Raw genomic sequence first — 23,630 nt, forward strand, 5'->3', positions numbered from 1 at the left:
CCCTGTCACGAGAAGTCGCTCAAGGAAGAGGATCGACCCCCGGTGGGGCGGCCAGACTTCAAATCTGGCAGGGGCTGCCAGCGGTCCCTGGTGGGTTCGACTCCCACGCTCTTCCGCCATCACCCGGCGCCGCGACGGCGGTCACCCCCGGATCACCACCCGCGTGCCGATGCGCAGCCAGGGGTCGAGCGCGCGGATCTCCTCGTTGCTGACCGCCACGCAGCCTTCGGTCCAGTCGAAGCTGCGGTGCACCTCGGGGTCGCCGCGGCCCAGGCCGTGGATGCCGATCAGCCCGCCCAGCGAGGTGGTATGCGGTGCCCGGCCATGGCGGGCGCGGTAATTCTCGATGTACCAGTACTCCTCCGGCGTGATCCTGCCGCGGCGCAGCGCCTCCTCGGCGACCTGGGCGTTGGGGTAGTCGAAGCCGAAGAACAGCCCGAAGCGCGAGGCGCGGTTGATGCGATCGACGCGGAACTCGCCCAGCGGCGTCATCGAGCTGCCCTTGGCCCGCAGCGGCGCCGCGCCGCCGGCGCCGAAGGCCAGGTGCTCGATGCGCTGGATCACGCGCTCGCCGCGCATCACCTGCACCTGGCGGCTGCGCAGGTCGATGCTGAGCCACACCTCGTCGGCCGTCAGCCCCTCGGGCATGGCCGTCGCATCCAGCGCCTGCCACAGCAGCGGCTGGCCGGCCTGCAGGCCGTCGCCATCGGGTGAGGAATCGGGAATGTTGGCCTGTGTCGCCGGCCCGAACGCGAAGAAGCCTGCCGTCAAGGCGGCAGCCTGGAAGAATGCCCTGTTCATGCAGCCCCTGCCCCATGCGTAGTAGCGTTATGCGTCGGCTTGTCACCGATCGGTCGTTATCGAGGCCTGCCGTGGCCCGCGCCATGAGGGTCATGGCGCGATTTCCTTCGACGGATGCTTCGCATGGCGGGACGAGAGGGAGCGCCAGCGGCGCTCCTGGGGTCGGCCTTGGCGGCGTGCCCATGGCCCCCGATGGCCCTCGCTCGGACCATGAGACGCATGGGTCGAATATAGCACAGGGCCGTTAAGGCGGAAGAGGGAGAGCGCCTGGTATCGTTGAAAAACGTGATCCCGCCGCTCAGGCGCTCGTGGCACGGGCGTCGGGCTGGTCCTGCGCCAGCAGCGCGACGGCCTGCCGCGCCAGGGGCGAGAGCTGGCTGCCGTCGTCACGCAGGTAGTCGACGATCTGGCGCTTCATGCTGCGGGCCCAGAACTTCTTCAGGTGGACATGGACGCGCTCGGCGGCGTCGCCGTAATGGGCGTTGTTGATGGCGATCTGGTTCGCCATGTGGATCAGGGTGTCGAGCTGGCTGCGGCTCATGGCGACATCAACCTCCGCTGGCATGGAACGCCGGCGCTGTCTCGGCGGCCGGCTGATGATAGATGACGTGGCGCCCCGGGCGGGCGAAGCCGACCAGCATCAGGCCCGCCTGACGCGCCTGCTCGATGGCGAGCGAGGTGGACGCCGATACGGCCACCAGGCAGCCGATGCCGACGGCGGCGCACTTCTGCACCATCTCGTAGCTGGCCCGGCTGGAGACCAGCACGAAGCCGTGGCGGGGCTCGAAGCGAGGCCCCACCAGGGCGCCGATCAGCTTGTCCAGGGCGTTGTGGCGGCCGACATCCTCGCGGGCCAGGCGCACCTGCCCGTCGAGGTCGCACCAGGCGGCGCCGTGGGTGGCGCCGGTCTCGCGCTGCAGCGGCTGGTGCCACTTGAGCGCCGCTAGCGCCTGCTGGATGGCGGCGTCGGCCACCGCGGGCGCCACGACCGAGGCGACCGGGCGAATCGCCTGCTCCAGCGACTCGGTGCCGCACAGCCCGCAGCCGGTGCGCCCGGCCAGGCTGCGACGGCGCTGCTTGAGCTCCATGAAGCGCTGGGTGGCGATCTCCAGGTGCACACTGACGCCGGCGGCCTCCTGCCGCAGCTCGACGCCGTAGAGCTCTTCCGGCGCCTGCAGGATGCCCTCGGTGAGGCTGAAGCCGAGGGCGAAGTCCTCGAGGTCGGCCGGGGAGGCCATCATCACCGCGTGGGAGATGCCGTTGTAGACCAGTGCCACCGGCGTCTCCACCGCGACGCTGTCCTCCAGGCGCTCGGCGCTGCCGCCCCGGCGCACGTCCACCGGGGCCCGGCAGCGACTGTGGTCGTCACTCATTCGCACGCTCCGCGGGGGGCCGGCTTGCGCCCGCCTCGTCCTTGCCGCCGCGCAGCAGCCCGAGCTGCAGCCGGTCGAAGCTCTGGAACTGCTGCTGCCAGGCGGACGGCTGGCTGACCTTCTCGACCTGCACGGCGGTCACCTTGTATTCCGGGCAGTTGGTCGCCCAGTCGGAGCTGTCGGTGGTGATCACGTTGGCCCCGCTGCCCGGATGGTGGAAGGTAGTGTAGACGACCCCCGGCGGCATGCGCTCGCTGATCCGCGCGCGCAGCACCGTCTGGCCGGCGCGGCTGGTGATGCCGACCCAGTCGCCGTCGCGCACGCCGCGCAGCTCGGCGTCGGCGGGGTGCAGCTCGAGCACGTCCTCGTCGTGCCAGGCCTGGTTGTCGGTGCGCCGGGTCTGGGCGCCGACGTTGTACTGGGAGAGGATGCGCCCGGTGGTCAGCAGCAGAGGGAAGCGGCGGTTGCTGAGCTCGTCGCTGGCCACGTAGTCGGTGATGGCGAACTGACCGAGGCCGATGGGGAAGTCCTCGATGTGCATGGTCGGGGTGCCCTTGGGGTGGACCTCGTTGCACGGCCACTGGATGCTGCCCAGCTCGTCGAGGCGCGCGTAGCTGACGCCGCTGAAGCTCGGCGTGAGGCTGGCGATCTCGTCCATGATCTGCGCCGGGTGGTCGTAGTGCATGGGGTAGCCCAGTGCATTGGCCAGATCCACCGTCACCTCCCAGTCCTGCTTGCCGGCCAGCGGCGGCATCACCTTGCGCACGCGGTTGATGCGCCGCTCGGCGTTGGTGAAGGTGCCGTCCTTCTCCAGGAAGGAGGAGCCCGGCAGCAGCACGTGGGCGAACTTGGCCGTCTCGTTGAGGAAGATGTCCTGCACGATCAGGCACTCCAGCGAGCGCAGCGCCTGTTCGACGTGCTGGGTGTTGGGGTCGGACTGGGCGATGTCCTCGCCCTGCACGTAGAGCGCCTTGAAGTCGCCGGCGATGGCGGCATCGAACATGTTGGGGATGCGCAGCCCCGGCTCGTCGTCGATGGGCACGCCCCAGGCCGCCTCGAAGCGCTGGCGCACGGCGGGGTCGGCGACGTGCTGGTAGCCCGGCAGCTCGTGGGGGAAGGAGCCCATGTCGCAGGAACCCTGCACGTTGTTCTGCCCGCGCAACGGGTTGACGCCCACCCCCTCGCGGCCGATGTTGCCGGTGGCCATGGCCAGGTTGGCGATGCCCATCACCATGCTCGAGCCCTGGCTGTGCTCGGTGACGCCGAGGCCGTAGTAGATCGCGCCATTGGGCGCGCTGGCGTAGGTGCGCGCGGCACGGCGCACCTGCTCGGCCGGCACGCCGGTGATCGCCTCGACGTTCTCCGGCGCGTGGCGCGGATCGAGGATGAACTCGCGCCAGGCCTGGTAGCCCGACTCGTCGCAGCGCTTGGCGATGAACTCGCGATCCTCGAGCCCTTCGCTGATCACCACGTGGGCCAGGGCGTTGATCATCGCCACGTTGGTGCCGGGGCGCAGGGCGAGGTGCTGGGCGCCGCGATGGTGCGGCGTCTTGAGCAGGTCGATGCGGCGCGGGTCGACGACGATCAGCTCGGCACCCTGGCGCAGGCGTTTGCGCATCTGCGAGGCGAACACCGGGTGGGCATCGGTGGGGTTGGCGCCGATGACCACGATGGCGTCGGCCTTCATCACCGAGTCGAAGGTCTGGGTGCCGGCGGACTCGCCGAGGGTCGCCTTGAGGCCGAAGCCGGTGGGCGAATGACACACCCGCGCGCAGGTGTCGGTGTTGTTGTTGTGGAACGCCGCGCGCACCAGCTTCTGCACCAGGTAGGTCTCCTCGTTGGTGCAGCGCGACGAGGTGATACCGCCGATGCTCTCGCGGCCGTGCCTGGCCTGGATCGCCTTGAGCCGCTCGGCGGCGAAGGCGATCGCCTCCTCCCAGCCCACCTCGCGCCAGGGCTGGTCGATCGACTCGCGGATCATCGGCGTCTTGAGCCGGTCGGGGTGGGTGGCGTAGCCGAAGGCGAAGCGGCCCTTGACGCAGGAGTGGCCGTGATTGGCGTCGCCGCCCTTGTACGGCACCATGCGCACCACCCGGTCGCCCTGCATCTCGGCCTTGAACGAGCAGCCCACGCCGCAGTAGGCGCAGGTGGTCACCACGCTGTGCTCCGGCTGGCCCTGCTCGATCACCGACTTCTCCATCAGCGTCGAGGTCGGGCAGGCCTGCACGCAGGCGCCGCAGGAGACGCATTCGGAGTCCATGAACGCCTCGCTCTGCCCGGCGGCGACCTTGGACTCGAAGCCGCGCCCCTCGATGGTCAGGGCAAAGGTGCCCTGCACCTCGTTGCAGGCGCGCACGCAGCGCGAACAGACGATGCACTTGCTGGGGTCGAAGCTGAAGTAGGGGTTGGAGTCGTCGGTCTCGGCGTCCAGGTGGTTGTCGCCGTCGAAGCCGTAGCGCACCTCGCGCAGGCCCACCGCGCCGGCCATGTCCTGCAGCTCGCAGTCGCCGTTGGCCGGGCAGGTCAGGCAGTCCAGCGGGTGGTCGGAGATGTAGAGCTCCATCACGTTGCGGCGCAGCTTGGCCAGCCGCGCGTTCTGCGTGGTGACCCGCATGCCGGCCTCGACCGGCGTGGTACAGGAGGCCGGCAGCCCGCGCTTGCCCTCGATCTGCACCGCGCATAGGCGGCACGAGCCGAACGCCTCGAGGTTGTCCGAGGCGCACAGCTTGGGGATGTTGATGTCGGCCAGCGCCGCGGCGCGCAGCACCGACGTACCCTCGGGCACGCTGATCTCGGTGCCATCGATCTCGAGACTGACGAGGGTCTCGGAGAGACGCGCCGGGGTGCCGTAGTCGCGCTCCGGCGAAAGGTGCCGGGGGTCGAGCGCCTGCTTGGGATCGTAATAGTGCAACATGTCGTACCTCCTCCCGCTCAACGCTGCGAGGCGTCGCGCTGCAGGTCTTCGGGAAAGTGTTTCATCACGCTCTGCACGGGGAACGGCGTCATGCCGCCCATGGCGCAGAGGGAGCCGTCGACCATGGTTTCGCACAGGTCGGCAAGCAGTTCGAGATTGGCCTCGCGCCGTTCGCCCGCACGGATGCGGTCGATCACCTCGACGCCGCGCACCGCGCCGATACGGCAGGGGGTGCACTTGCCACAGGACTCCACGGCGCAGAACTCCATGGCGAAGCGCGCCTGCTCGGCCATGTCCACCGTGTCGTCGAACATCACCACGCCGCCGTGGCCGACCCCCGCGCCGACCTCGGCGTAGGCCTCGTAGTCGAGCGGCAGGTCCCACTGGCTCTCGGGCAGGTAGGCACACAGCGGACCGCCCACCTGCACCGCGCGCAGCGGCCGCCCGCTGGCGGTGCCGCCGCCGAAGTCGTCGATCAGCTGGCGCAGGGTAGTGCCGAAAGCGAGTTCCACCAACCCGCCGCGCTTGACGTTGCCGGCCAGCTGCAGCGCCAGGGTGCCCCGCGAGCGGCCCATGCCGTAGTCGGCGTAGGCTTGCCCGCCGCGGGCGAGGATGAACGGCACCGCCGCCAGCGACAGCACGTTGTTGACCACGGTGGGCTGGCCGAACAGGCCCTCGAGCGCCGGTAGCGGCGGCTTGAAGCGCACCATGCCGCGCTTGCCCTCGAGGCTCTCGAGCAGCGAGGTCTCCTCGCCGCAGATGTAGGCGCCGGCACCCAGACGCACCTCGAGTTGGAAGGCACGGCCGCTGCCGAGGATGTCGTCGCCGAGATAGCCGGCGGCCTCGGCGCGGGCGATGGCCGCGTTGAAGATCGCATGGGCCAGGGGATACTCCGAACGCAGGTAGACGTAGCCCTGGGTGGCGCCCACGGCGAGGCCGGCGATGGCCATGCCCTCGATCAGCAGGTAGGGGTCGCACTCCATGACCAGGCGATCGGCGAAGGTCCCGGAATCGCCCTCGTCGGCGTTGCAGACGATGTACTTCTGCGCGGCGGGGGCGTCGAGCACGGTCTGCCACTTGATGCCGGTGGGGAACGCCGCCCCGCCGCGGCCGCGCAGGCCGGAGGCCTTGACCTCGTCGACGATGGCCTGGGGCGAGCGCGCCAGCGCCTGTTCCAGGCCGCGGAAGCCGTCATGGGCGCGGTAGTCGTCGAGGGAGAGCGGATCGGTGATACCGATCCGCGCGAAGGTGAGGCGCTGCTGGGCCTGCAGGTAGGGAATCGCCGCGGTCGGCCCCTGGCACAAGGGGGTCAGCGTGCCGCCCTCGGTCAGCCCGGCGTCGAACAGGCCGGCCACGTCCTCGGGCGCCACCGGCCCGTAGGCGACGCGCCCGGCGGCGGTCTCGACCTCGACCAGCGGCTCCAGCCAGAACAGCCCGCGCGAGCCGTTGCGCACCAGCTCGACCTCGGCGCCGCGGGCGGCGGCCTCGGCCTCGATGCGCTCGGCCACCTCGTCGGCGCCCAGCGCCAGCGCCGTGGTCTCGCGCGGCACGTAGATGCGTACGCTCATCAGCCCACCTCCAGCACTTGCACGCTCAGTTCGTCGACCAGGCGATCGAATTTCTCGGGCGTGACCCGACCCAGGATGCGGTCGCCGACCCGCAGCGACGGGCCGCAGGCACAGTTGCCCAGGCAGTAGACCGGCTCCAGGGTGATCTCGCGATCGGCGGTGGTCTGGTGATAGTCGATGCCGAGGGTCTCCCGGGCGTATTGCTCCAGTGCCCGGGAGCCGCGCGCCTGGCACGCTTCGGCACGGCAGAGCTGCACCACGTGCCGCCCCGGCGGCGCGCTGCGGAAGTGGTGGTAGAAGCTGATCACGCCGTGCACCTCGGCCCGGGTCAGCTGCAGCGATTCGGCGATGATCGGCACCGCCTCGCGGGGGATGTAGCCGCAGCGGTCCTGAACCGCGTGCAGGATGGGAAGCAGGGCCCCGGGCTTGTGCTTCAGGGCGTCGATCTCGTCCCGCACCAGCTGGGGGGACCACGGTTGGAATGTGCTGTTGAGCATGGCCTGGCCTCGAAGCGAACGTGGCGCGCGGCCCCCGCGTCGCCACGTTCGAAGCTGCTGGTTATGGTCTAGTTATGTACTACAGTGCATATATTGGTTACGCTGCCTGTCGTATCACATGTTCTTGCGTACTTGTGAAGGTAGCAGCACTGCTTTCGTTTCGAAATATGAAAAACACAGCATATGAAACGCATCCGAATCGAGCCGGCCTGGTCCTTCACCGACGAGGCGGGTAACCGCCTGGATCCCCAGCTGTTCGGGCTGCTACAGGGGATCCATCGCAGCGGCAAGCTGACCGCGGCCGCCGCCGAGGCGGGCATCTCCTACCGCCATGCCTGGAACCTGCTCAACAAGTGGGCGGACTTCTTCGGCGTGGCGCTGGTGGCGATGCAGAAGGGCCGCGGGGCGCGGCTGACGCCGCTGGGCGACAAGCTGCTGTGGGCCCGCCAGCGGGTCTCCGCGCGGCTCGGTCCGCAGCTCGAGAGCCTGGGCTCGGAGCTCAACCTCGAGCTGCAGCAGCTGCTCGAGGGGGTCGAACCGGTGCTGCGCGTGCACGCCAGCCACGGCTATGCGGTGGCGCTGCTGCCGCGCTTCGCCAGCGACTTCCAGCTCGACCTGCAGTACTGCAGCCCCGCGGAGGCCCTGGCCGCGCTCAATCGCGGCGCCTGCGACGTGGCCGGCTACCACATGCCCACCTCGGCCACCCAGGGCCCGCTGATGCAAGGTTATCGTCGCCAGCTGCGTCCGCGCAGCCACTGCATCATCCGCTTCATCACCCGCCGCCAGGGGCTCATGGTGAGGCCGGACAATCCCCGGGGCATCACCGGCCTGGCCGACCTGACGCGCGACGACGTGCGCTTCATCAATCGCCAGAAGGCCTCGGGCACCCGCGCCCTGCTCGACATCCTGCTGCGCGACGCCGGGCTCTCGTCCCAGCGTATACCCGGTTTCGAGCTGGAGGAGTACACCCACTCCGCCGTGGCCGCCTATATCGCCGCCGGCATGGCCGACGTCGGCTTCGGCGTGGAGGCCGCCGCGCACCAGTTCGGCCTGGGTTTCCTGCCCCTGGCCGACGAACACTACCTGCTGGTGTGCCAGCGCAGGAGCCTCGCCGATCCCAGCGTCAGGCGCCTGCTCGAGATGATCCGCAGCGAGCCTTTCCTGCAGGCCGTCAGCGAGCTGCCCGGCTACACGCCGAACCGCTGCGGCGAGGTGTGCAGCGTCGATGAGCTGTTCGCCGGCACCCGGCCCTCCTGAGCCCGGCCGGGCTCAGAACTCGACCACCACGTTGCCCAGCGGCTTGCTGCAGCAGGAGAGGATGTAGCCCTCGGCGACGTCCTCGTCGGTGATGCCGCCGTTGTGCTCCATGTCCACCTGGCCGGAGGCGAGCGGCACCCGGCAGGTGCCGCAGATGCCCATGCCGCAGGCCTTGGGGATGTGCAGGCCCAGCTTGGCGGCGGCGGCGTGCACCGTCTCGCCCGGCTGGATGCGCACGCTCTTGCCGCTGGCGCTGAACTCCACCGTCAGCGCTTCGGCCAGGTCCGGCTCCTCGGCACCGGCCATCTCGGCGAGCTCGAGCGCCTCCTCCTGCACCTCGACCGGCGTGGCGCCGAACGACTCCTCGTGGTAACGGCTCATGTCGAAGCCGTTCTCCTTGAGCAGGTGCTTGATGGCGTTCATGTAGGGCGTGGGGCCGCAGCAGAAGATCTCGCGCTCGAGGAAGTCGGGGGCCATCAGCTCGAGCATCGCCTGGCTGAGGTAGCCACGGAAGCCGGACCAGATCTCGCCCAGCTCGTCGCTGCGCTCGCAGACGATATGCAACTTGAACTCGGGGATGCGCGAGAAGATGTGCTCCAGCTCGCGGTGATAGATGATGTCCCTGGGGGTGCGCGCGCTGTGCACGAACTCGATGTCCACGGCGGCGTTGGTGTCGAAGTACCAGCGCACCATGGACATCAGCGGCGTGATGCCCACCCCGCCGGAGAGCATCAGGATCTTCTCCGCCGGGTAGTCGATGGCGTTGAAGTTGCCGACCGGGCCGTGCACCGCCAGCTCGTCGCCGGACTTGAGGTTGTCGTGGAGCCAGTTGGATACCTTGCCGCCGGGAACCCGCTTGACGGTGATCGAGAAGCTGTAGGGCACCGACGGCGAGCTGGAGATGGTGTAGGAGCGCATGATCGGCTCGCCATCGATCTCCAGCTCCAGGGTCACGAACTGCCCCGGCTTGAAGAAGTACAGCACCGGCTGCTCGGCCATGAAGCAGAAGGTGCGGACGTCCCAGGTTTCCTGGATCACCTTGACGCAGCGCACCAGGTGGCGGCCGTTGGTCCAGGTCTGGGTCGTGACGGGGTTGAGAAAGTTCATGTTCATGTCGAATCGCCTGGCATTGATCAGCGTGGAAGGCTCCGACTGCGGAACACCGCCTGCCGTTGAACGAATTCTGCGCCAGGCGGCAAGGCCCCGACTTGCCTGACTGCGACACGGACATGCCCATGACTCCCAGTGGCCGGCCCATTTCTCGTCGTGCGCGTCGCGCCTGACATCATGGCTGTCGCCGGCAGACAACTGGGCGCCCCGCGGCTGATCCACACTCGCCGTAATCACGAACCGGCAGCCGACACAATCACAACGCCGATCCACTGACGACATCAACAATCCAACCGATGCCGCAGCCGCGGCCAGTAATGAGGAAGTTTCCATGGACACACCCTCCCCGGCCCCCCTCGACGACCCCCTGGATCCGGCGCGTCAGGCCGCCGCCGCCATGCTGGCCGAGCGCGCACGCAACGTCTCGCTGCCCCAGCCCTTCTACAACGATGCCCGGCTGTTCGCCCTGGACATGCAGGAGATCTTCGGCAAGGAGTGGCTGTTCGCCGGCATGACCTGCGAGATCCCCGCCAAGGGCAACTACATGACCCTGCAGGTCGGCGACAATCCGGTGATCATCGTGCGCGGCGACGGCGGCACCATCCATGCCTTCCACAACGTCTGCCGTCACCGCGGCTCGCGGCTGTGCGTCAGCGACAAGGGCAAGGTCGCCAAGCTGGTCTGCCCCTACCACCAGTGGACCTACGAACTCGACGGCCGCCTGCTGTTCGCCGGCAGCGACATGGGCCAGGGCTTCGACCTTGGCGCCTACGGCTTGAAGCCGGTCCAGGTGCGCACCGGCGGCGGCTTCATCTTCATCAGCCTGGCCGACCAGCCGCCGGCGATCGACGACTTCCTGGTCACCCTGGAGCACTACCTCGAACCCTACGAGATGGGCAACCTCAAGGTCGCGGTGGAGTCGAACATCGTCGAGCAGGCCAACTGGAAGCTGGTGATCGAGAACAATCGCGAGTGCTACCACTGCAACGGCGCCCACCCGGAGCTGCTCAACTCGCTGCAGGAGTTCGACGACACCGACGACCCGCGCGCCACGCCCGCCTACAAGGCGCTGGTGGCGAAGAAGCAGGCCGACTGGGACGATCAGCAGATACCCTGGCAGCTCAAGCGCTTCGGCAAGCGCAACCGGCTGACCCGCACGCCGCTGCTGGATGGCGTGGTCTCGATGACCATGGACGGCAAGCCGGCCTGCGCCAAGCTGATGGGCCGCCTGACCAGCCCCGACATGGGCTCGCTGCGCATCCTGCACCTGCCCAACTCCTGGAACCACTTCATGGGCGACCACGCCGTCGTGTTCCGCGTGCTGCCGCTGGGCCCGCAGGAGACCCTGGTGACCACCAAGTGGCTGGTGCACAAGGACGCGGTGGAGGGCGTCGACTACCGACCCGAGGAGATGCGCCGCGTGTGGGACGCCACCAACGCCCAGGACAAGCGCCTGGCCGAGGAGAACCAGCGCGGCATCAACTCCAAGGCCTACGAGCCGGGCCCCTACTCGGAGACCTACGAGTTCGGCGTGATCGACTTCATCGACTGGTACAGCGAGCGGATGCAGGAGAACCTCGGCCACAGCGCGCCCCACCTGCAGCTGGTGAGAAGCTAGCCCGCTCCCTGCGTTTCAGGAAAGCAATCGCCCCCGGCCTCGGCCGGGGGCGATGCGTTTGCGCTCGGGGTCACGGCCACGGCCGCCGCGGCGTCAGCCCACGGCTGGCCGCAGATGCCGTGCCAGCGCCTCGCGCACCTCGGGCAGCATGACGCCGGCCTGGGCCTCCAGCTCGGCGACCAGCGCCGCCAGGCCGGGTACCCCCGCCTCGGCCTGGCGCTGGGCGGCAAGCCGGGCGCAGGTGTCGGCATCGGCGTCGACAGGCAGGTCGACGCCCAGTGCCACCAGGCGCTCGCGAAAGTCCTGCGCATCGATCAGATCGGCGAACATCATCTTCCTCACCTCCCGCTGCCGTTGCCGTCGCTTTTTTCGCTAGATTACCCGCTCTGTCGACAGGCGGCCACGCTGCCGTGGGGGGTCGAAATCCAGAAATGACTCGCCGCACCTTCTTCAAGGTGCGGCGTCGGCCAACCGGCTTCCTCTCCTGACTTACGCGGCCACGCTGCCGTGGGGGTCGATGACGAATTTCTTCGCTGCCCCACCGTCGAAGTCGGCATAGCCCTGCGGCGCCTGGTCCAGGCTGATCATCTGCACGTTGACCGCATCGGCAATCCTGATCTTGTCGAACAGGATCGCCTGCATCAGCGGGCGATGGTACTTCATCACCGGGCACTGGCCGGTATGGAAGGAGTGCGACTTGGCCCAGCCGAGGCCGAAGCGCATGCTCAGCGCGCCCTGCTTGGCGGCATCGTCGACGGCACCCGGATCCTCGGTCACGTAGAGGCCCGGGATGCCGATCTGGCCACCCGCCCGGGTCATCTGCATCGCCGAGTTGAGCACGGTGGCCGGCGCCTCCTTGCCGTGGTTGCAGCCGCAGGCGTGGGCCTCGAAGCCGACGCAGTCGACGAAACAGTCGACCTCGCGCTCGCCGAGGATCGCCTCGAGCTTGTCGGCCATGTCACCGTCCTGGGTCAGGTCGATGGTCTCGCAGCCGAAGCTGCGCGCCTGGGCCAGGCGCTCCTCGATCATGTCGCCGACGATCACGCAGGCCGCCCCCAGCAGCTGGGCCGAGGCCGCCGCCGCCAGCCCCACCGGGCCGGCCCCGGCGATGTAGACGGTGCTGCCCGGGCCGACGCCGGCGGTGACGCAGCCGTGGAAACCGGTGGGGAAGATGTCGGAGAGCAGGGTCAGGTCGCGGATCTTCTCCATGGCCTGGTCCGCGTCGGGGAACTTCAGCAGGTTGAAGTCGGCGTAGGGCACCATGACGTATTCGGTCTGGCCGCCGACCCAGCCGCCCATGTCGACGTAGCCGTAGGCGGCGCCGGGGCGCGCCGGGTTGACGTTGAGGCAGATGCCCGTGCGCCCTTCCTTGCAGTTGCGGCAGCGCCCGCAGGCGATGTTGAAGGGTACCGAGACCAGGTCGCCCGGCTTGATGAATTCGACGTCGCGCCCGCATTCGATCACCAGGCCGGTGATCTCGTGGCCCAGCACCAGGCCGGCGGGCGCCGTGGTGCGACCGCGCACCATGTGCTGGTCGCTGCCGCAGATGTTGGTGGTGACCACCTTGAGGATCACGCCGTGGTCGCACTTGCGATTGCCCAGGGCGAGTTCGGGGTAGGGGATGGCTTCGACGTCGACCTTGCCCGGGCCCTGGTAGACGACGCCGCGATTGGCTTGGCTCATGGCTGGCTCCTTACGTTGTTATGCGGCTGGCCGGGCAGAACCCGGCAGCGGGGATGGCGAGAGGCCACCGAGCCAGCCTACGCCACACCTCGCACGCCACGTATTCGCACAGGCGACGCCGCCATGCGTGATATCGCCATGCCCCGTGCCGCATCAGATAACCGCAGGTCGCTTTCACGACACCGCCAGCGGGCGGCGGGCCCAACAATGGCTGACCCGGGTGCGTAGCCGCAGCCGGCACCAAGCGCAAGACAAAAAACAATCAGCGAGGAACCCCCATGAAGCATGACGATGCGCCGATCCTCTCGCCCGGGCAGGACAACGCCCAGGTGCTGGGGATGGATTTCCATCATCCCGTCTTCCCCCTCTCGGCCCTGGCCATCCTGGGCTTCATCCTCTACGCCCTGATCTATCCCGACGCCGCCAACAGCCATCTCACCGCGGCCCGCGGCTGGTCGATCGAGTACTTCGACTGGCTGTTCATGATCGCCGGCAACCTGTTCGTTGTGCTGTGCCTGGCGCTGATCGCCATGCCGGTGGGGCGTATCCGCCTGGGCGGCAGCGAGGCCCGGCCGGAGTACTCGACCACCTCCTGGTTCGCCATGCTGTTCGCCGCCGGCATGGGCATCGGCCTGATGTTCTGGAGCGTGGCCGAGCCGGTGGCCTACTACACCGACTGGTACGGCACCCCGCTCAATACCGCGGCGCATACCCCGGCCGGGGCCAGTGCGGCGATCGGCGCCACCATGTTCCACTGGGGGCTGCACCCCTGGGCGATCTACGGCGTGGTGGGCCTGTCGCTGGCCTTCTTCGCCTACAACCGCGGCCTGCCGCTGACCCTGCGCTCGGCCTTCACGCCGATCCTGGGCGAGCGCGTGCGCGGCTGGTTCGGCCACGTCATCGACATCGTCGCGGTGCTGGCCACCATCTTCGGCCTGGCCACTTCGCTGGGCTTCGGCGCCTCCCAGGCGGCGGGTGGCCTCAACTACCTGTTCGACGTGCCCAACACCATCGGCACCCAGCTCGCCATCATCGTGGTGGTCACCGCCGTGGCGCTGTTCTCGGTGTGGCGCGGCATCGACGGCGGCGTCAAGCTGTTCTCCAACATCAACATGGTGATCGCCCTGGCGCTGCTCGCCTTCGTGCTGGTGACCGGCGGCGTGCTGCTGTTCGTCAACAACCTGTGGCACACCGCCCTGGCCTACGCCAACCACATCGTGCCGCTGTCCAACTGGATCGGTCGCGACGACACCACCTGGTACCACGGCTGGACGGTGTTCTACTGGGCCTGGTGGATCTCCTGGTCGCCCTTCGTCGGCATGTTCATCGCGCGGGTCTCCCGCGGGCGCACGGTGCGTGAGTTCCTGACCGCCGTGCTGGTGGTGCCGACCCTGGTCACCCTGGTGTGGATGAGCGTCTTCGGCGGCACCGCCCTCGACCAGTCGGCCGCCGGCGTCGGCGCCCTGGCCGACGGCATCAGCGACGTCTCGCTGGCAATGTTCCAGATGCTCGAGCACCTGCCGTTGACCACCCTGACCTCCAGCCTGGCGATCCTGCTGGTGCTGATCTTCTTCATCACCTCGTCGGATTCCGGCTCGCTGGTGATCGACAACATCACCGCCGGCGGCAAGACCGACGCGCCCCGCGGCCAGCGCGTGTTCTGGGCGGTGCTGGAAGGCGTGATCGCCGGCATCCTGCTCTATGGCGGCGGCAGCACCGCGCTGGGCGCGCTGCAGGCCGGCGCGGTAGCCACCGGGTTGCCCTTCACCCTGGTGCTGCTGGGCATGGCGTTCTGCCTGGTCAAGGGGCTGCGCGAGGAGCAGCGCGGCCTGGCGGCGGCCAGGCCGGCCTGACGACGGCAACGCTCCAACGCAACGACCCCGGCCAAGGCCGGGGTCGTTGCTTGATGGGGGCGGGCGCAAGCCTACCGCAGCACACCCTCCTCCTTGAGCAGCTTGAAGATCGCCTCGGCGCCCTGCTCCGGGGTCGCGTCGGTCAGTACCTGGCCACCGCCGCCCTCGGCCTTGGCCGCCGCGGCCTTGAAGCGCTCCCGCGCCGAGGTCGCCTTGACGATCTTGAGCCGCTTGGGGCGCTTGCGGGCCGGCGACACCTTCCATTCCGGCATGGCCTCGTCCCACGTCATCGCCGCGGCTTCGGTCTCGATCGCACCGCGCCGGGCCGGGCCGAAGGCGCTCTGGCGCGCCGCCGACGCGGCGGCGTCGACGGTGACGATGGCCGGCAGGCGCACCTGAAGGCGACGCCGCTGGCCGCGCGGCAGGGCCTGGAGCAGCGTGGCCACGCCATCCTCGACCTTTTCCACGGCGGCCAGACCACCGACCAGCGGCCAGCCCAGGCGTTCGGCCAGCAGGTAGGGCAGCATGCCGGAACCCTCGCCCTGCTCGGCGCGCTCGCCGGCGATCACCAGCTGCGGCCGCGCGTCGCCGAGCGTGCCGGCCAGGGCGTCAAGCACGTCGGCCCCTTGCGGCTGCTCGATCAGGGTCAGGGCCGGCAGGCCCATGCCCAGATAGCCACGCAGGGCGCCCTCGCTCTGTTCGTCCAGCGCACCGGCGTGCAACAGGGTGACTCGCGCCTCGTCGAGGGTCAGGGCCAGCTCCACGCCGCGGGCGTCCTGGTCGGCTCGCCGCGCACGGCCGGTCACGGGGTGTCGGCCGACCGAGACCAGCACTGCCACCTCGAGTGCCGATTGTTTCGGTTTCTTGACTTCATCGACCTCAGGCCGCATCGCGCTTCTCCTCTCGTTGCCGCTGCACCTTCTCGACCAGCGCCGCGAGTATGCTCGCCGCGTCGCCGATCACCGCCAGGTCGGCGCGCTTGATCATGTCGCATCCCGGGTCGAGATTGATGGCCACCACCTTGTCGCAGCTCTGGATGCCCTGCAGGTGCTGGATGGCACCGCTGATGCCCACCGCCAGGTAGACCCTCGCGGTGACCCAGGTGCCGGTGGCGCCCACCTGGCGGTCGCGCGGCATGAAGCCGTCGTCCACCGCCACCCGCGAGGCGCCCTCGGTCGCTCCCAGCACCTCGGCGGCGTGATGGAAGCCCTCCCAATCCTTGACGCCGTTGCCGGCGGAGAGGATGAATTCGGCCTCGGACAGGGCCACGCCGGCCGGATCGACGGCGACCGGCCCCAGGTCCTCGATCCTCGCCAGCAGCGGGGGCAGCGGCTGCGCCAGGGCCAGCGCCTGGGCGGCATGGCGGGTCTCGGCGACGGGTTCGGCGCATTCGGCCAGCGCCAGCACCACACGCGGCAGGGCGCGCTGGATGTCGCTGGTACCGGCGGCACCGCGCCCGGTGCAGCGCCAGCCCAGCGCCGCCGTCTCGTCCGGCTCGATCTGCCAGACACTGGTGGCGGGCCGCTCCCGCAGGCGCGCCGCCAGTCGCCGCCCCAGATCGGCGCCCCCCAGCTTCGAGTCGGGCAGCAGCCAGTGGCGCGGGGCGAAGGCGTCCTCGACGGCGGAGAGCGCCGCCAGACGGGCCTCCGGGGCGTAGCCGTCGAAGGCGTCGCCATCCAGTGCGATCAGCCGATCGACGCCGGCGTCACCCAACCCTACCGCCTCCAGTTCGGCGCCTCCTTCGCGCTCCTGGCCGGCGAAGACCACCGCCAGCACCGCGCCCGGCCGCTCACCGTCGGCATCGGCCAACTGCCGGGCCAGGCCGAGCAGGTCGCGGTCGTGGCTGGAGAGGCGCCCGCCGGGCAGGTCCGGTACCACCGCGACCAGGAACGCCGGTTCATCGATCGTCACCTGGCGACGACTCTCCTTCGCCTGCGCCGCCGCGCCGGGTGCGGCGTGGCCGCCCTGCTGGGCGCCGCTGCGGTCGATGCGCTTGACCCCGTTGGGTCCGACGAAGCCCACCGCATGGGGATTCCGGCGGATCACCCCGTTAGGGCCCATCCACTCGGTCGCGGCGGTGCCTTCGCCAAGCTCCGCCAGCACGCTGAGATGGTCGGGATGCAGGCGATTGCGGGCGATCCACTCCTTGCGCGGATCGCGGCGGATGATCTCGCTCATGGTGTCACCTCCTTCACCACGGAACGGGCCTCGGCGACAGGCTGCGGGTCACGGGCGCTATCGTGGCCGGAGTGAGCGGGGCGCTCCACCAGGGCATCGGCCACCAGCTCGGCGATGTCGCGCACCTCGGCGCTGGCATCGACCACCCCCTCGAGCATGGCGGTGCACTGCGGGCAGCCCACTGCGACCAGCTCGGCGCCGGTCTCCTTGACGTCATTCATGCGCATGTCGGGAATCCGCTGCTTGCCGGGTATGTCGGTGATCGGCGCCCCGCCGCCGCCGCCGCAGCAGCGCGAGCGGAACCCCGAACGCGCCATCTCGGCGACCTCGATGCCCAGCGCCCTGAGCACGTTGCGCGGCGCCTCGTACTCGCCGTTGTAGCGGCCGAGATAGCAGGGGTCGTGATAGGTGACCGTGCCGCCCTTCCAGGGCGCGAAGTGCAGCCGGCCCGCCTCGAATAGCTCGGCGATATAGGTGCTGTGATGGCGCACCTCGTATACGCCACCCAGCGCGCCGTACTCGTTGCCGAGCACGTGGAAGCTGTGCGGGTCGCAGGTGACGATGTGCTGGAAGCGATACTGCGACAGGGTCGCGATGTTGCGCCGGGCGAGCGACTGGAAGGTCGCCTCGTCGCCCAGCCGCCGCGCCACGTCGCCGCTGTCGCGCTCCTCGTTGCCGAGCACGGCGAAATCGACCTCGGCGGCGCGCAGCACCTTCACCAGGGCCCGCAGCGTGCGCTGGTTGCGCATGTCGAAGACGCCGTCGCCGAGCCACAGCAGCACATCGACCTGCCCCACGTCGCGCATCAGCGGCAGGTTGAGGTCCGCCGCCCAGTGCAGGCGCGAGCCGGGGTCGAAGCCGCCGGGGTTGTCGGTGGCGATCAGGTTGTCGAGCACCTCGGCGCCCTTGCCCGGCGTGTTGCCGTGCTCCAGGGTCAGGAAGCGGCGCATGTCGACGATGGCGTCGACATGCTCGATCATCATCGGGCACTCCTCGACGCAGGCGCGGCAGGTGGTGCACGACCACAGTGTCTCGGCGTCCACCAGCGCGGTGCCTTCACGCGCCACGATGGGGCCGTGGGGGTCCCCGGCATGTTCCCCCACCGGCTTGCCGGGGTAGGGAGAACCGGCATAGTGGGCATCGCTGCCGCCGGCCATGCCGACGACCATGTCCTGGATCAGCTTCTTGGGGTTGAGCGGCTGGCCGGCGGCGAAGGCCGGGCAGGCCGCCTCGCAACGACCGCACTGCACGCAGGCATCGAAGCCGAGCAGCTGGTTCCAGGTGAAGTCGCTGGGCGTCTCGACGCCGAGCGGGGCCTTGGGGTCGTTCAGGTCCAGCGCCTTGAGGCCGGTGGAGCGCTTGCCCTCACCGAAGCGCTCGGGGCGGCGATGGAAGGCCAGGTGCAGGGCGCCGGCGAAGGCGTGCTTCATCGGCCCGCCCCAGGTCATGCCGAAGACCATCTCGCCCAGCCCCCACACCAGCACCGCGGCCAGCGCCAGGGCGAGGATCCCGCTGCCCGTGCCTTCGGGAAGGACGCCCACCGTCGGCAGGGTGAGCAGGAACACGCTCAGCGAGAACGCCATCAGGCTCTTCGGCAGCCGCATCCAGGGCCCCCTGGAGAGCCGCGCCGGCGGGTTGCGCCGTCGTCTGGCGACGAACAGGCTGCCGACGAACATCAGCGCACTGGCGGCCAGCAGCAGCCCGCCCAACAGCGGGTTGGCGAACCCCAGGCCATGTACCAGGATCATCAACACGGCGGCGGCGACGAAGCCGCCGGCGGTGGCCACGTGGGTGTTGGACATCACCTTGTCGCGTGCCACCACGTGGTGCAGGTCCACCAGGTAGCGCCGCGGCATGGCGGCGAGCCCCTGGATAACGGGGACCGGCGACGGCCGTCCCTGGCGCCACAGGCGAATGCGCCGTACGGCACCGATCACGGCCAGCGCCAGGGCGGAGAAGATCAGTATCGGCAGGAGGGCGTCGAGCATGGTGCTCACCTCGTCTCATAAGCCGTTGGCGTTGTGGCTATCCCGGCAATCACAGAGGCCGGCACGTGGAAAGCGTCATGAGCGCCGGCCAGGCTAGGCGAAGTTCGGCGAGTCAGCGGAGTGGACTGCTGGCTCCATGAGCATGACGAGCCGAACTTCAACAACGCCTGGCCGAGCGCAATAGTTTTCAGAGGTCCTTGCATAGCCGCAGGGCGTCATAGATCGCCGCATGCGTATTGCGCGGCGCGGTGCAGTCGCCCAGGCGGAACAGCAGGTAGCCGTCGCCCTCCTCGGCGAGGCAGGGCTGCGCCTTGGCCGCGTAGAGCGCCTCGAGATCCACCTGGCCGCGGTTGCGCGAACGCTCCTTGAGCGCGTAGTAGAGCGCCTCGTCCGGGCGTACGCCGTTCTCCACCACCACCTGGTCGACCACCCGCTCCTCGAGGGCACCGGTGTACTCGTTCTCGAGCACCGCCACCAGGCCGCCGCCCTCACGGTAGACCTTGTGCAGCATCAGGTCGGCGGTCATGATCACCTCCTTCTCGTAGAGGCTGCGGTAGTAGGTCGGGAAAGTGGTGCCGCCCACTGCCGCGCCGGGCTTGATGTCGTCGGTGACGATCTCGACCTTGGCCCCCTTGTCGGCCAGGTAGTCCGCCGCCGAGACGCCGGAGAACTCGCAGATGGCATCAAAGATCAGCACGTTCTTGCCCGGCGCGACCTTGCCCGAGAGGATGTCCCAGGTGCTGACCACCAGGCTCTCCTCGGGATCCTCCGAGTAGCCCCACTCGGGGAACTGGCTGAGGAAGGGCTGGCCCCCGGTGGCAAGAATCACGACGTCGGGGCGCAGGTCCTCGAGGGTCGCCTCGTCGGCCCGGGTGCCCAGGCGCAGGTCGACGTTCAGGCGCGCCAGCTCCAGCTGGTACCAGCGGGTGATGCCGGCGATCTGGTCGCGCTGCGGCGCCTGGGCGGCGATGGTGATCTGCCCGCCGAGCTGCTCCGCGGCCTCGAACAGGGTGACGTCGTGGCCGCGCTCGGCGGCGACGCGCGCCGCCTCCATGCCGCCGGGGCCGCCGCCGACCACCACCACCTTGCGCTTGGGCCCCTCGGACTTCTCGATGATGTGCGGCAGGCCCATGTACTCGCGCGACGTGGCGGCGTTCTGGATGCACAGCACGTCGAGGCCCTGGTACTGGCGGTCGATGCAGTAGTTGGCGCCCACGCACTGCTTGATCTGGTCGACCTGGCCCATCTTGATCTTGGCGATCAGGTGCGGGTCGGCGATGTGCGCGCGGGTCATGCCCACCAGGTCGACATAGCCTCCCTCGAGGATACGCTGGGCCTGGTTGGGGTCCTTGATGTTCTGGGCGTGGATCACCGGCACGCTGACCACTTCCTTGATGCCCGCCGCCAGGTGCAGGAACGGCTCCGGCGGGTAGGACATGTTGGGAATCACGTTGGCCAGTGTATTGTGGGTGTCGCAGCCGGAGCCGATCACGCCGAAGAAGTCGACCTGGCCGGTGGCGTCGTAGTAGGCCGCGATCTGCTTCATGTCGTCGTGGGTGAGGCCGTCGGGGTGGAACTCGTCGCCGCAGATGCGCATGCCGACGACGAAGTCGTCGCCGACCTCGGCGCGCACCGCCTTGAGCACCTCCATGCCGAAGCGCATGCGGTTCTCGAAGCTGCCGCCCCACTGGTCGGTGCGCTTGTTGACCCGCGGGCTCCAGAACTGGTCGATCAGGTGCTGGTGCACGGCCGAGAGCTCGACGCCGTCGAGGCCGCCCTCCTTGGCCCGCCGCGCCGCCTGGGCGAAGTCGCCGACGATGCGCCAGATCTCCTCCTCCTCGATGGTCTTGCAGGTGGAGCGGTGCACCGGCTCGCGAATGCCCGAGGGCGACACCAGGGTCGGCCAGTCGAAGCCGTCCCAGCGCGAGCGCCGCCCCATGTGGGTGATCTGGATCATGATCTTGCCACCGTGCTTGTGCACGGCATCGGCCAGGTTCTGGAAGTGCGGGATGATGCGGTCGGTGGACAGATTCACCGAACTCCACCAGCCCTGGGGGCTGTCGATGGAGACGACGGAAGAGCCGCCGCAGATGCACAGGCCGCAGCCGCCCTTGGCCTTCTCCTCGTAGTACCTGACGTAACGCTCGGTGGTCATGCCGCCGTCGGTGGCATGCACCTCGGCATGGGCGGTGCTGACCACGCGGTTGCGGATGGTCAGCTTGCCGATCTGGATCGGCTCGAAGATCGCGTCGAATGCCATGGAAACCTCCTCAACCCCGGGCGTCGGGCAGCGGCTTGACGATGAAGATGCCCACGTCGCAGCCGGGTTCGGCGGCGCTCTGGGTCTGCTCGGCGACGGTGCGCAGGGCACTGCCGCGGGCGGCGAGGATCTGGTCCATGGCGCCGGCGAACCAGCCGGTGAACATATACTCCTCCTTGTGCCCGGTCTTGCCCAGCTGGTAGACGAAGGCGCTGTGCTCCAGGCGCACCCGGGCGGTGCCGGCATCGAGATCGATCTCTTCGGTCACGAACCTGCCCCAGCCGCGCTGGGAGAGACGCCGCATGTAGTGCTCGAACACCTCGACGCCTGCCAGGCCGTGCAATTCGGCCTCCTTCTCGCACCAGTGCCAGGCACTCTTGTAGCCGGCCTGGTAGAGAATCTCGGCATACTTGTCCACACCCAGTGCGTCGGCGACGGCGGTGTGGTTGTTGATAAAGAAGTGCCGCGGCACGTAGAGCATCGGCAGGGCGTCGGTGGTCCACACGCCGGTTTCGCTATCCACTTCGATGGGCAGTTCAGGGGCCATCTTGGTCACGGTCATGTTCCTCAAAAATCGTTGTTCTTGGCGCTGGTGATCTGGCTCACGAATGAGTCTGGGCCGTCATGAGCGCAGCGAGAACAAGGCGCGAAGTCGAGAGAAAGCGGAGTGGACTGTGGTCCATGAGCATTTCGAACGACTTCGCAACGCAGTAATCGCAAGCGCAACAGGCCCGAAGGCCGGTTAAGCACCCCAAACGTCTTTCAAGATTCGCACCCAGTTCTCGCCCATGATCTTGCGTGTCTGAGTCTCGCTGAAGCCGCGGCGCAGCAGCGCCTCGGTCAGGTTGGGGAACTCGCCGATGGTGCGGATTCCCTCGGGATTGATGATCTTGCCGAAGCTGGTCAGGCGACGGGCGTAGCCCTTGTCGTGGGTCAGCCACTCGAAGAAGTCCTTGCCGTGGCCCTGGGTGAAGTCGGTGCCAATGCCGATGGCGTCCTCACCGACGATGTTCATCACGTATTCGATGGCCTCGACATAGTCGTCGACGGTGGCGTCGACGCCGGCGCGCAGGAAGGGGGTGAACATGGTCACGCCGACGAAGCCGCCGTGCTCGGCGATGAAGCGCAGCTCCTCGTCGGACTTGTTGCGCGGGTGTTCCTTGAGCCCCGAGGGCAGGCAGTGGGAGTAGCAGACCGGTTTCTTCGATTCGAGGATGACTTCCTCGGAGGTCTTCGATCCGACGTGGGAGAGGTCGCACATGATGCCGACGCGGTTCATCTCGGCGACGATCTCGCGGCCGAAGCCGGAAAGCCCGCCGTCGCGCTCGTAGCAGCCGGTGCCCACCAGGTTCTGGGTGTTGTAGCACATCTGCACGATGCCCACGCCGAGCTGCTTGAAGACCTCGACGTAGCCGATCTGGTCCTCGAAGGCGTGGGCGTTCTGGAAGCCGTAGATGATGCCGGTCTTGCCTTCCTCCTTGGCCCGGGTGATGTCGGCGGTGGTCCGCACCGGGCGCACCAGGTCGCTGCACTCGGCCATCAGCTGGTTCGACTTGACGATGTTGTCGACGGTGGCCTGGAAGCCCTCCCACACCGAGACGGTGCAGTTGGCGGCGGTGAGGCCACCGCGGCGCATGTCCTCGAACAGCTCGCGGTTCCACTTGGCGATGATCAGGCCGTCGATGACGATGGCGTCGTCGTGCAGGTCTTGGGGCGTCATGGGGCGTGCTCCGGGTCGGGGTTGACTGATGGCAGCATAGCGCCGCCCAGGCACGCCTCGACTTCTGGAAGCGACGGCGAGAATTCCAAAAGCGTCATGTCTGTCGCGACAGCGACGAGCGGCCCCGTCTCGTCATCGCCCGCACCGGCGCAGGCGGCATGCAAAGCCCCTCCCCCGCGGCAGCGGGAAAGGGGCTTTCCAGCGTCGGTAGAAGCGCAGCGGCCCGCGGCAGCCGTGCCGCGGGCCGTTGCGGGAGCCGCTCAATGGTCCAGGCGAACGCTGGCGTAGGTCGGCTCGCCGCGGGCCTGGTCGAGCGCCATCAGCGCCGCCGAGATCGGCTGCTCCGGCACGGGCTGGAAGGCGACCGGCTGCAGCAGCAGGGTGTCGGAGGGCTGTTCGGCGAGCACCGGCGGGCGCAGCGGGCTGACCCCCAGGCGCTCCTCCCGCGGCGGCAGGCCGAAGAATTCGCGGTAGCACTTGGAGAAGTGCGGGGTGGAGACGAAGCCGCAGGCCGAGGCCACCTCGATGATCGACATCGAGGTCTGCTTGAGCAGCTGGCGCGCCCGGGTCAGGCGCAGCTTGAGGTAGTAGCGCGACGGCGAGCAGTTGAGGTACTTCTGGAACAGCCGCTCGAGCTGGCGGCGCGAGACGTCGACGTAGGCGGCCAGCTCCTCGAGCGAGATGGGCTCTTCCAGGTTGGCCTCCATCAGCGCGACGATCTCCAGCAGCTTGGGCTGGGTGGTGCCCAGCACGTGCTTGAGGGGCACCCGCTGGTGGTCGTGCTCGCCGCGCACCCGGTCGCAGATGAAC

The 23,630-nt window shown here is 68.8% G+C and carries 19 protein-coding genes and 1 tRNA gene; 4 read left to right on the forward strand and 16 right to left on the reverse strand.

Annotated features, from left to right (window positions below; all coding sequences use genetic code 11):
- The first annotated feature begins 23 nt into the window (after positions 1-23).
- Positions 24-119, forward strand: a tRNA-Sec gene (locus tag DIS04_RS16690).
- A 22-nt stretch (positions 120-141) separates the two neighbouring features.
- On the opposite strand, the gene DIS04_RS16695 is transcribed toward DIS04_RS16690, so the two are convergent.
- The 6 genes from DIS04_RS16695 to DIS04_RS16720 all read right to left on the reverse strand — a co-directional run bounded on the left by DIS04_RS16695 (position 142) and on the right by DIS04_RS16720 (position 7,153).
- Positions 142-801, reverse strand: coding sequence for a L,D-transpeptidase (locus DIS04_RS16695; protein WP_111414918.1), 660 nt, complete (start codon positions 799-801; stop codon positions 142-144).
- Positions 802-1,099: 298 nt separating this feature from the next.
- The gene (locus DIS04_RS16700; RefSeq protein WP_111414919.1) at positions 1,100-1,342 is read right to left on the reverse strand and encodes a formate dehydrogenase subunit delta; all 243 of its coding nucleotides are present in this window, start codon (positions 1,340-1,342) and stop codon (positions 1,100-1,102) included.
- Positions 1,343-1,349: 7 nt separating this feature from the next.
- Positions 1,350-2,174 (reverse strand): formate dehydrogenase accessory sulfurtransferase FdhD, encoded by an 825-nt coding sequence (gene fdhD, locus DIS04_RS16705; protein WP_111414920.1) that lies wholly within the window; start codon positions 2,172-2,174, stop codon positions 1,350-1,352.
- Positions 2,167-5,088, reverse strand: a complete 2,922-nt coding sequence (gene fdhF / locus DIS04_RS16710) for a formate dehydrogenase subunit alpha (protein WP_111414921.1) — start codon at positions 5,086-5,088, stop codon at positions 2,167-2,169. Before fdhF ends, fdhD begins: the two co-directional genes overlap by 8 nt.
- A 17-nt stretch (positions 5,089-5,105) precedes the next feature.
- Positions 5,106-6,656 carry a formate dehydrogenase beta subunit gene (locus DIS04_RS16715; protein ID WP_111414922.1) on the reverse strand — a complete coding sequence of 517 codons (1,551 nt, stop codon included), beginning with the start codon at positions 6,654-6,656 and terminating at the stop codon, positions 5,106-5,108.
- Positions 6,656-7,153, reverse strand: a complete 498-nt coding sequence (locus DIS04_RS16720) for a formate dehydrogenase subunit gamma (protein WP_111414923.1) — start codon at positions 7,151-7,153, stop codon at positions 6,656-6,658. The genes DIS04_RS16715 and DIS04_RS16720 overlap by 1 nt, the downstream gene beginning before the upstream one ends.
- A 183-nt stretch (positions 7,154-7,336) precedes the next feature.
- Between DIS04_RS16720 and DIS04_RS16725 the strand changes: the two genes are divergently transcribed.
- Positions 7,337-8,410 (forward strand): substrate-binding domain-containing protein, encoded by a 1,074-nt coding sequence (locus DIS04_RS16725; protein WP_111414924.1) that lies wholly within the window; start codon positions 7,337-7,339, stop codon positions 8,408-8,410.
- A gap of 12 nt (positions 8,411-8,422) precedes the next feature.
- On the opposite strand, the gene DIS04_RS16730 is transcribed toward DIS04_RS16725, so the two are convergent.
- A complete protein-coding gene (locus DIS04_RS16730) occupies positions 8,423-9,523 on the reverse strand; it encodes an FAD-binding oxidoreductase (protein WP_111414925.1) in 1,101 nt (366 codons plus the stop codon).
- A gap of 328 nt (positions 9,524-9,851) precedes the next feature.
- Here DIS04_RS16730 and DIS04_RS16735 point away from each other — a divergent pair, with 328 nt between their 5' ends.
- Positions 9,852-11,138, forward strand: a complete 1,287-nt coding sequence (locus DIS04_RS16735; RefSeq protein ID WP_111414926.1) for an aromatic ring-hydroxylating oxygenase subunit alpha — start codon at positions 9,852-9,854, stop codon at positions 11,136-11,138.
- Between the two features lie 93 nt (positions 11,139-11,231).
- Here the strand turns inward: DIS04_RS16735 and DIS04_RS16740 are convergent, their stop codons facing one another.
- Both DIS04_RS16740 and fdhA read right to left on the reverse strand, forming a co-directional pair.
- Positions 11,232-11,471: a hypothetical protein gene (locus DIS04_RS16740; RefSeq protein WP_111414927.1), complete on the reverse strand. Its 240-nt coding sequence runs from the start codon at positions 11,469-11,471 to the stop codon at positions 11,232-11,234.
- A 156-nt stretch (positions 11,472-11,627) separates the two neighbouring features.
- Positions 11,628-12,821 carry a formaldehyde dehydrogenase, glutathione-independent gene (fdhA, locus tag DIS04_RS16745; RefSeq protein WP_111414928.1) on the reverse strand — a complete coding sequence of 398 codons (1,194 nt, stop codon included), beginning with the start codon at positions 12,819-12,821 and terminating at the stop codon, positions 11,628-11,630.
- Between the two features lie 278 nt (positions 12,822-13,099).
- Between fdhA and DIS04_RS16750 the strand changes: the two genes are divergently transcribed.
- The gene (locus DIS04_RS16750) at positions 13,100-14,674 is read left to right on the forward strand and encodes a BCCT family transporter (protein ID WP_111414929.1); all 1,575 of its coding nucleotides are present in this window, start codon (positions 13,100-13,102) and stop codon (positions 14,672-14,674) included.
- A 71-nt stretch (positions 14,675-14,745) separates the two neighbouring features.
- Here DIS04_RS16750 and etfB read toward each other — a convergent pair whose 3' ends face one another.
- From etfB to DIS04_RS16785, 7 genes are all read right to left on the reverse strand, one after another.
- Positions 14,746-15,564: an electron transfer flavoprotein subunit beta gene (etfB, locus tag DIS04_RS16755; protein WP_111414930.1), complete on the reverse strand. Its 819-nt coding sequence runs from the start codon at positions 15,562-15,564 to the stop codon at positions 14,746-14,748.
- Positions 15,554-16,852, reverse strand: coding sequence for an electron transfer flavoprotein subunit alpha (gene etfA, locus DIS04_RS16760; protein WP_111414931.1), 1,299 nt, complete (start codon positions 16,850-16,852; stop codon positions 15,554-15,556). Before etfA ends, etfB begins: the two co-directional genes overlap by 11 nt.
- The gene (locus tag DIS04_RS16765; RefSeq protein WP_111414932.1) at positions 16,849-18,840 is read right to left on the reverse strand and encodes a (Fe-S)-binding protein; all 1,992 of its coding nucleotides are present in this window, start codon (positions 18,838-18,840) and stop codon (positions 16,849-16,851) included. Before DIS04_RS16765 ends, etfA begins: the two co-directional genes overlap by 4 nt.
- A gap of 187 nt (positions 18,841-19,027) precedes the next feature.
- Positions 19,028-21,100: a dimethylglycine demethylation protein DgcA gene (dgcA, locus tag DIS04_RS16770; protein ID WP_111414933.1), complete on the reverse strand. Its 2,073-nt coding sequence runs from the start codon at positions 21,098-21,100 to the stop codon at positions 19,028-19,030.
- Positions 21,101-21,110: 10 nt separating this feature from the next.
- Positions 21,111-21,656, reverse strand: coding sequence for a 4-vinyl reductase (locus DIS04_RS16775; RefSeq protein WP_111414942.1), 546 nt, complete (start codon positions 21,654-21,656; stop codon positions 21,111-21,113).
- Positions 21,657-21,842: 186 nt separating this feature from the next.
- The gene (locus DIS04_RS16780) at positions 21,843-22,820 is read right to left on the reverse strand and encodes a dipeptidase (RefSeq protein WP_111414934.1); all 978 of its coding nucleotides are present in this window, start codon (positions 22,818-22,820) and stop codon (positions 21,843-21,845) included.
- Positions 22,821-23,080: 260 nt separating this feature from the next.
- A partial coding sequence (locus tag DIS04_RS16785) for a GlxA family transcriptional regulator (protein WP_162623103.1) occupies positions 23,081-23,630 on the reverse strand: 550 nt, incomplete at its 5' end.

The organism is Billgrantia lactosivorans (assembly GCF_003254665.1).
In the GTDB taxonomy this organism is placed as follows: Bacteria; Pseudomonadota; Gammaproteobacteria; order Pseudomonadales; family Halomonadaceae; genus Halomonas; species Halomonas lactosivorans.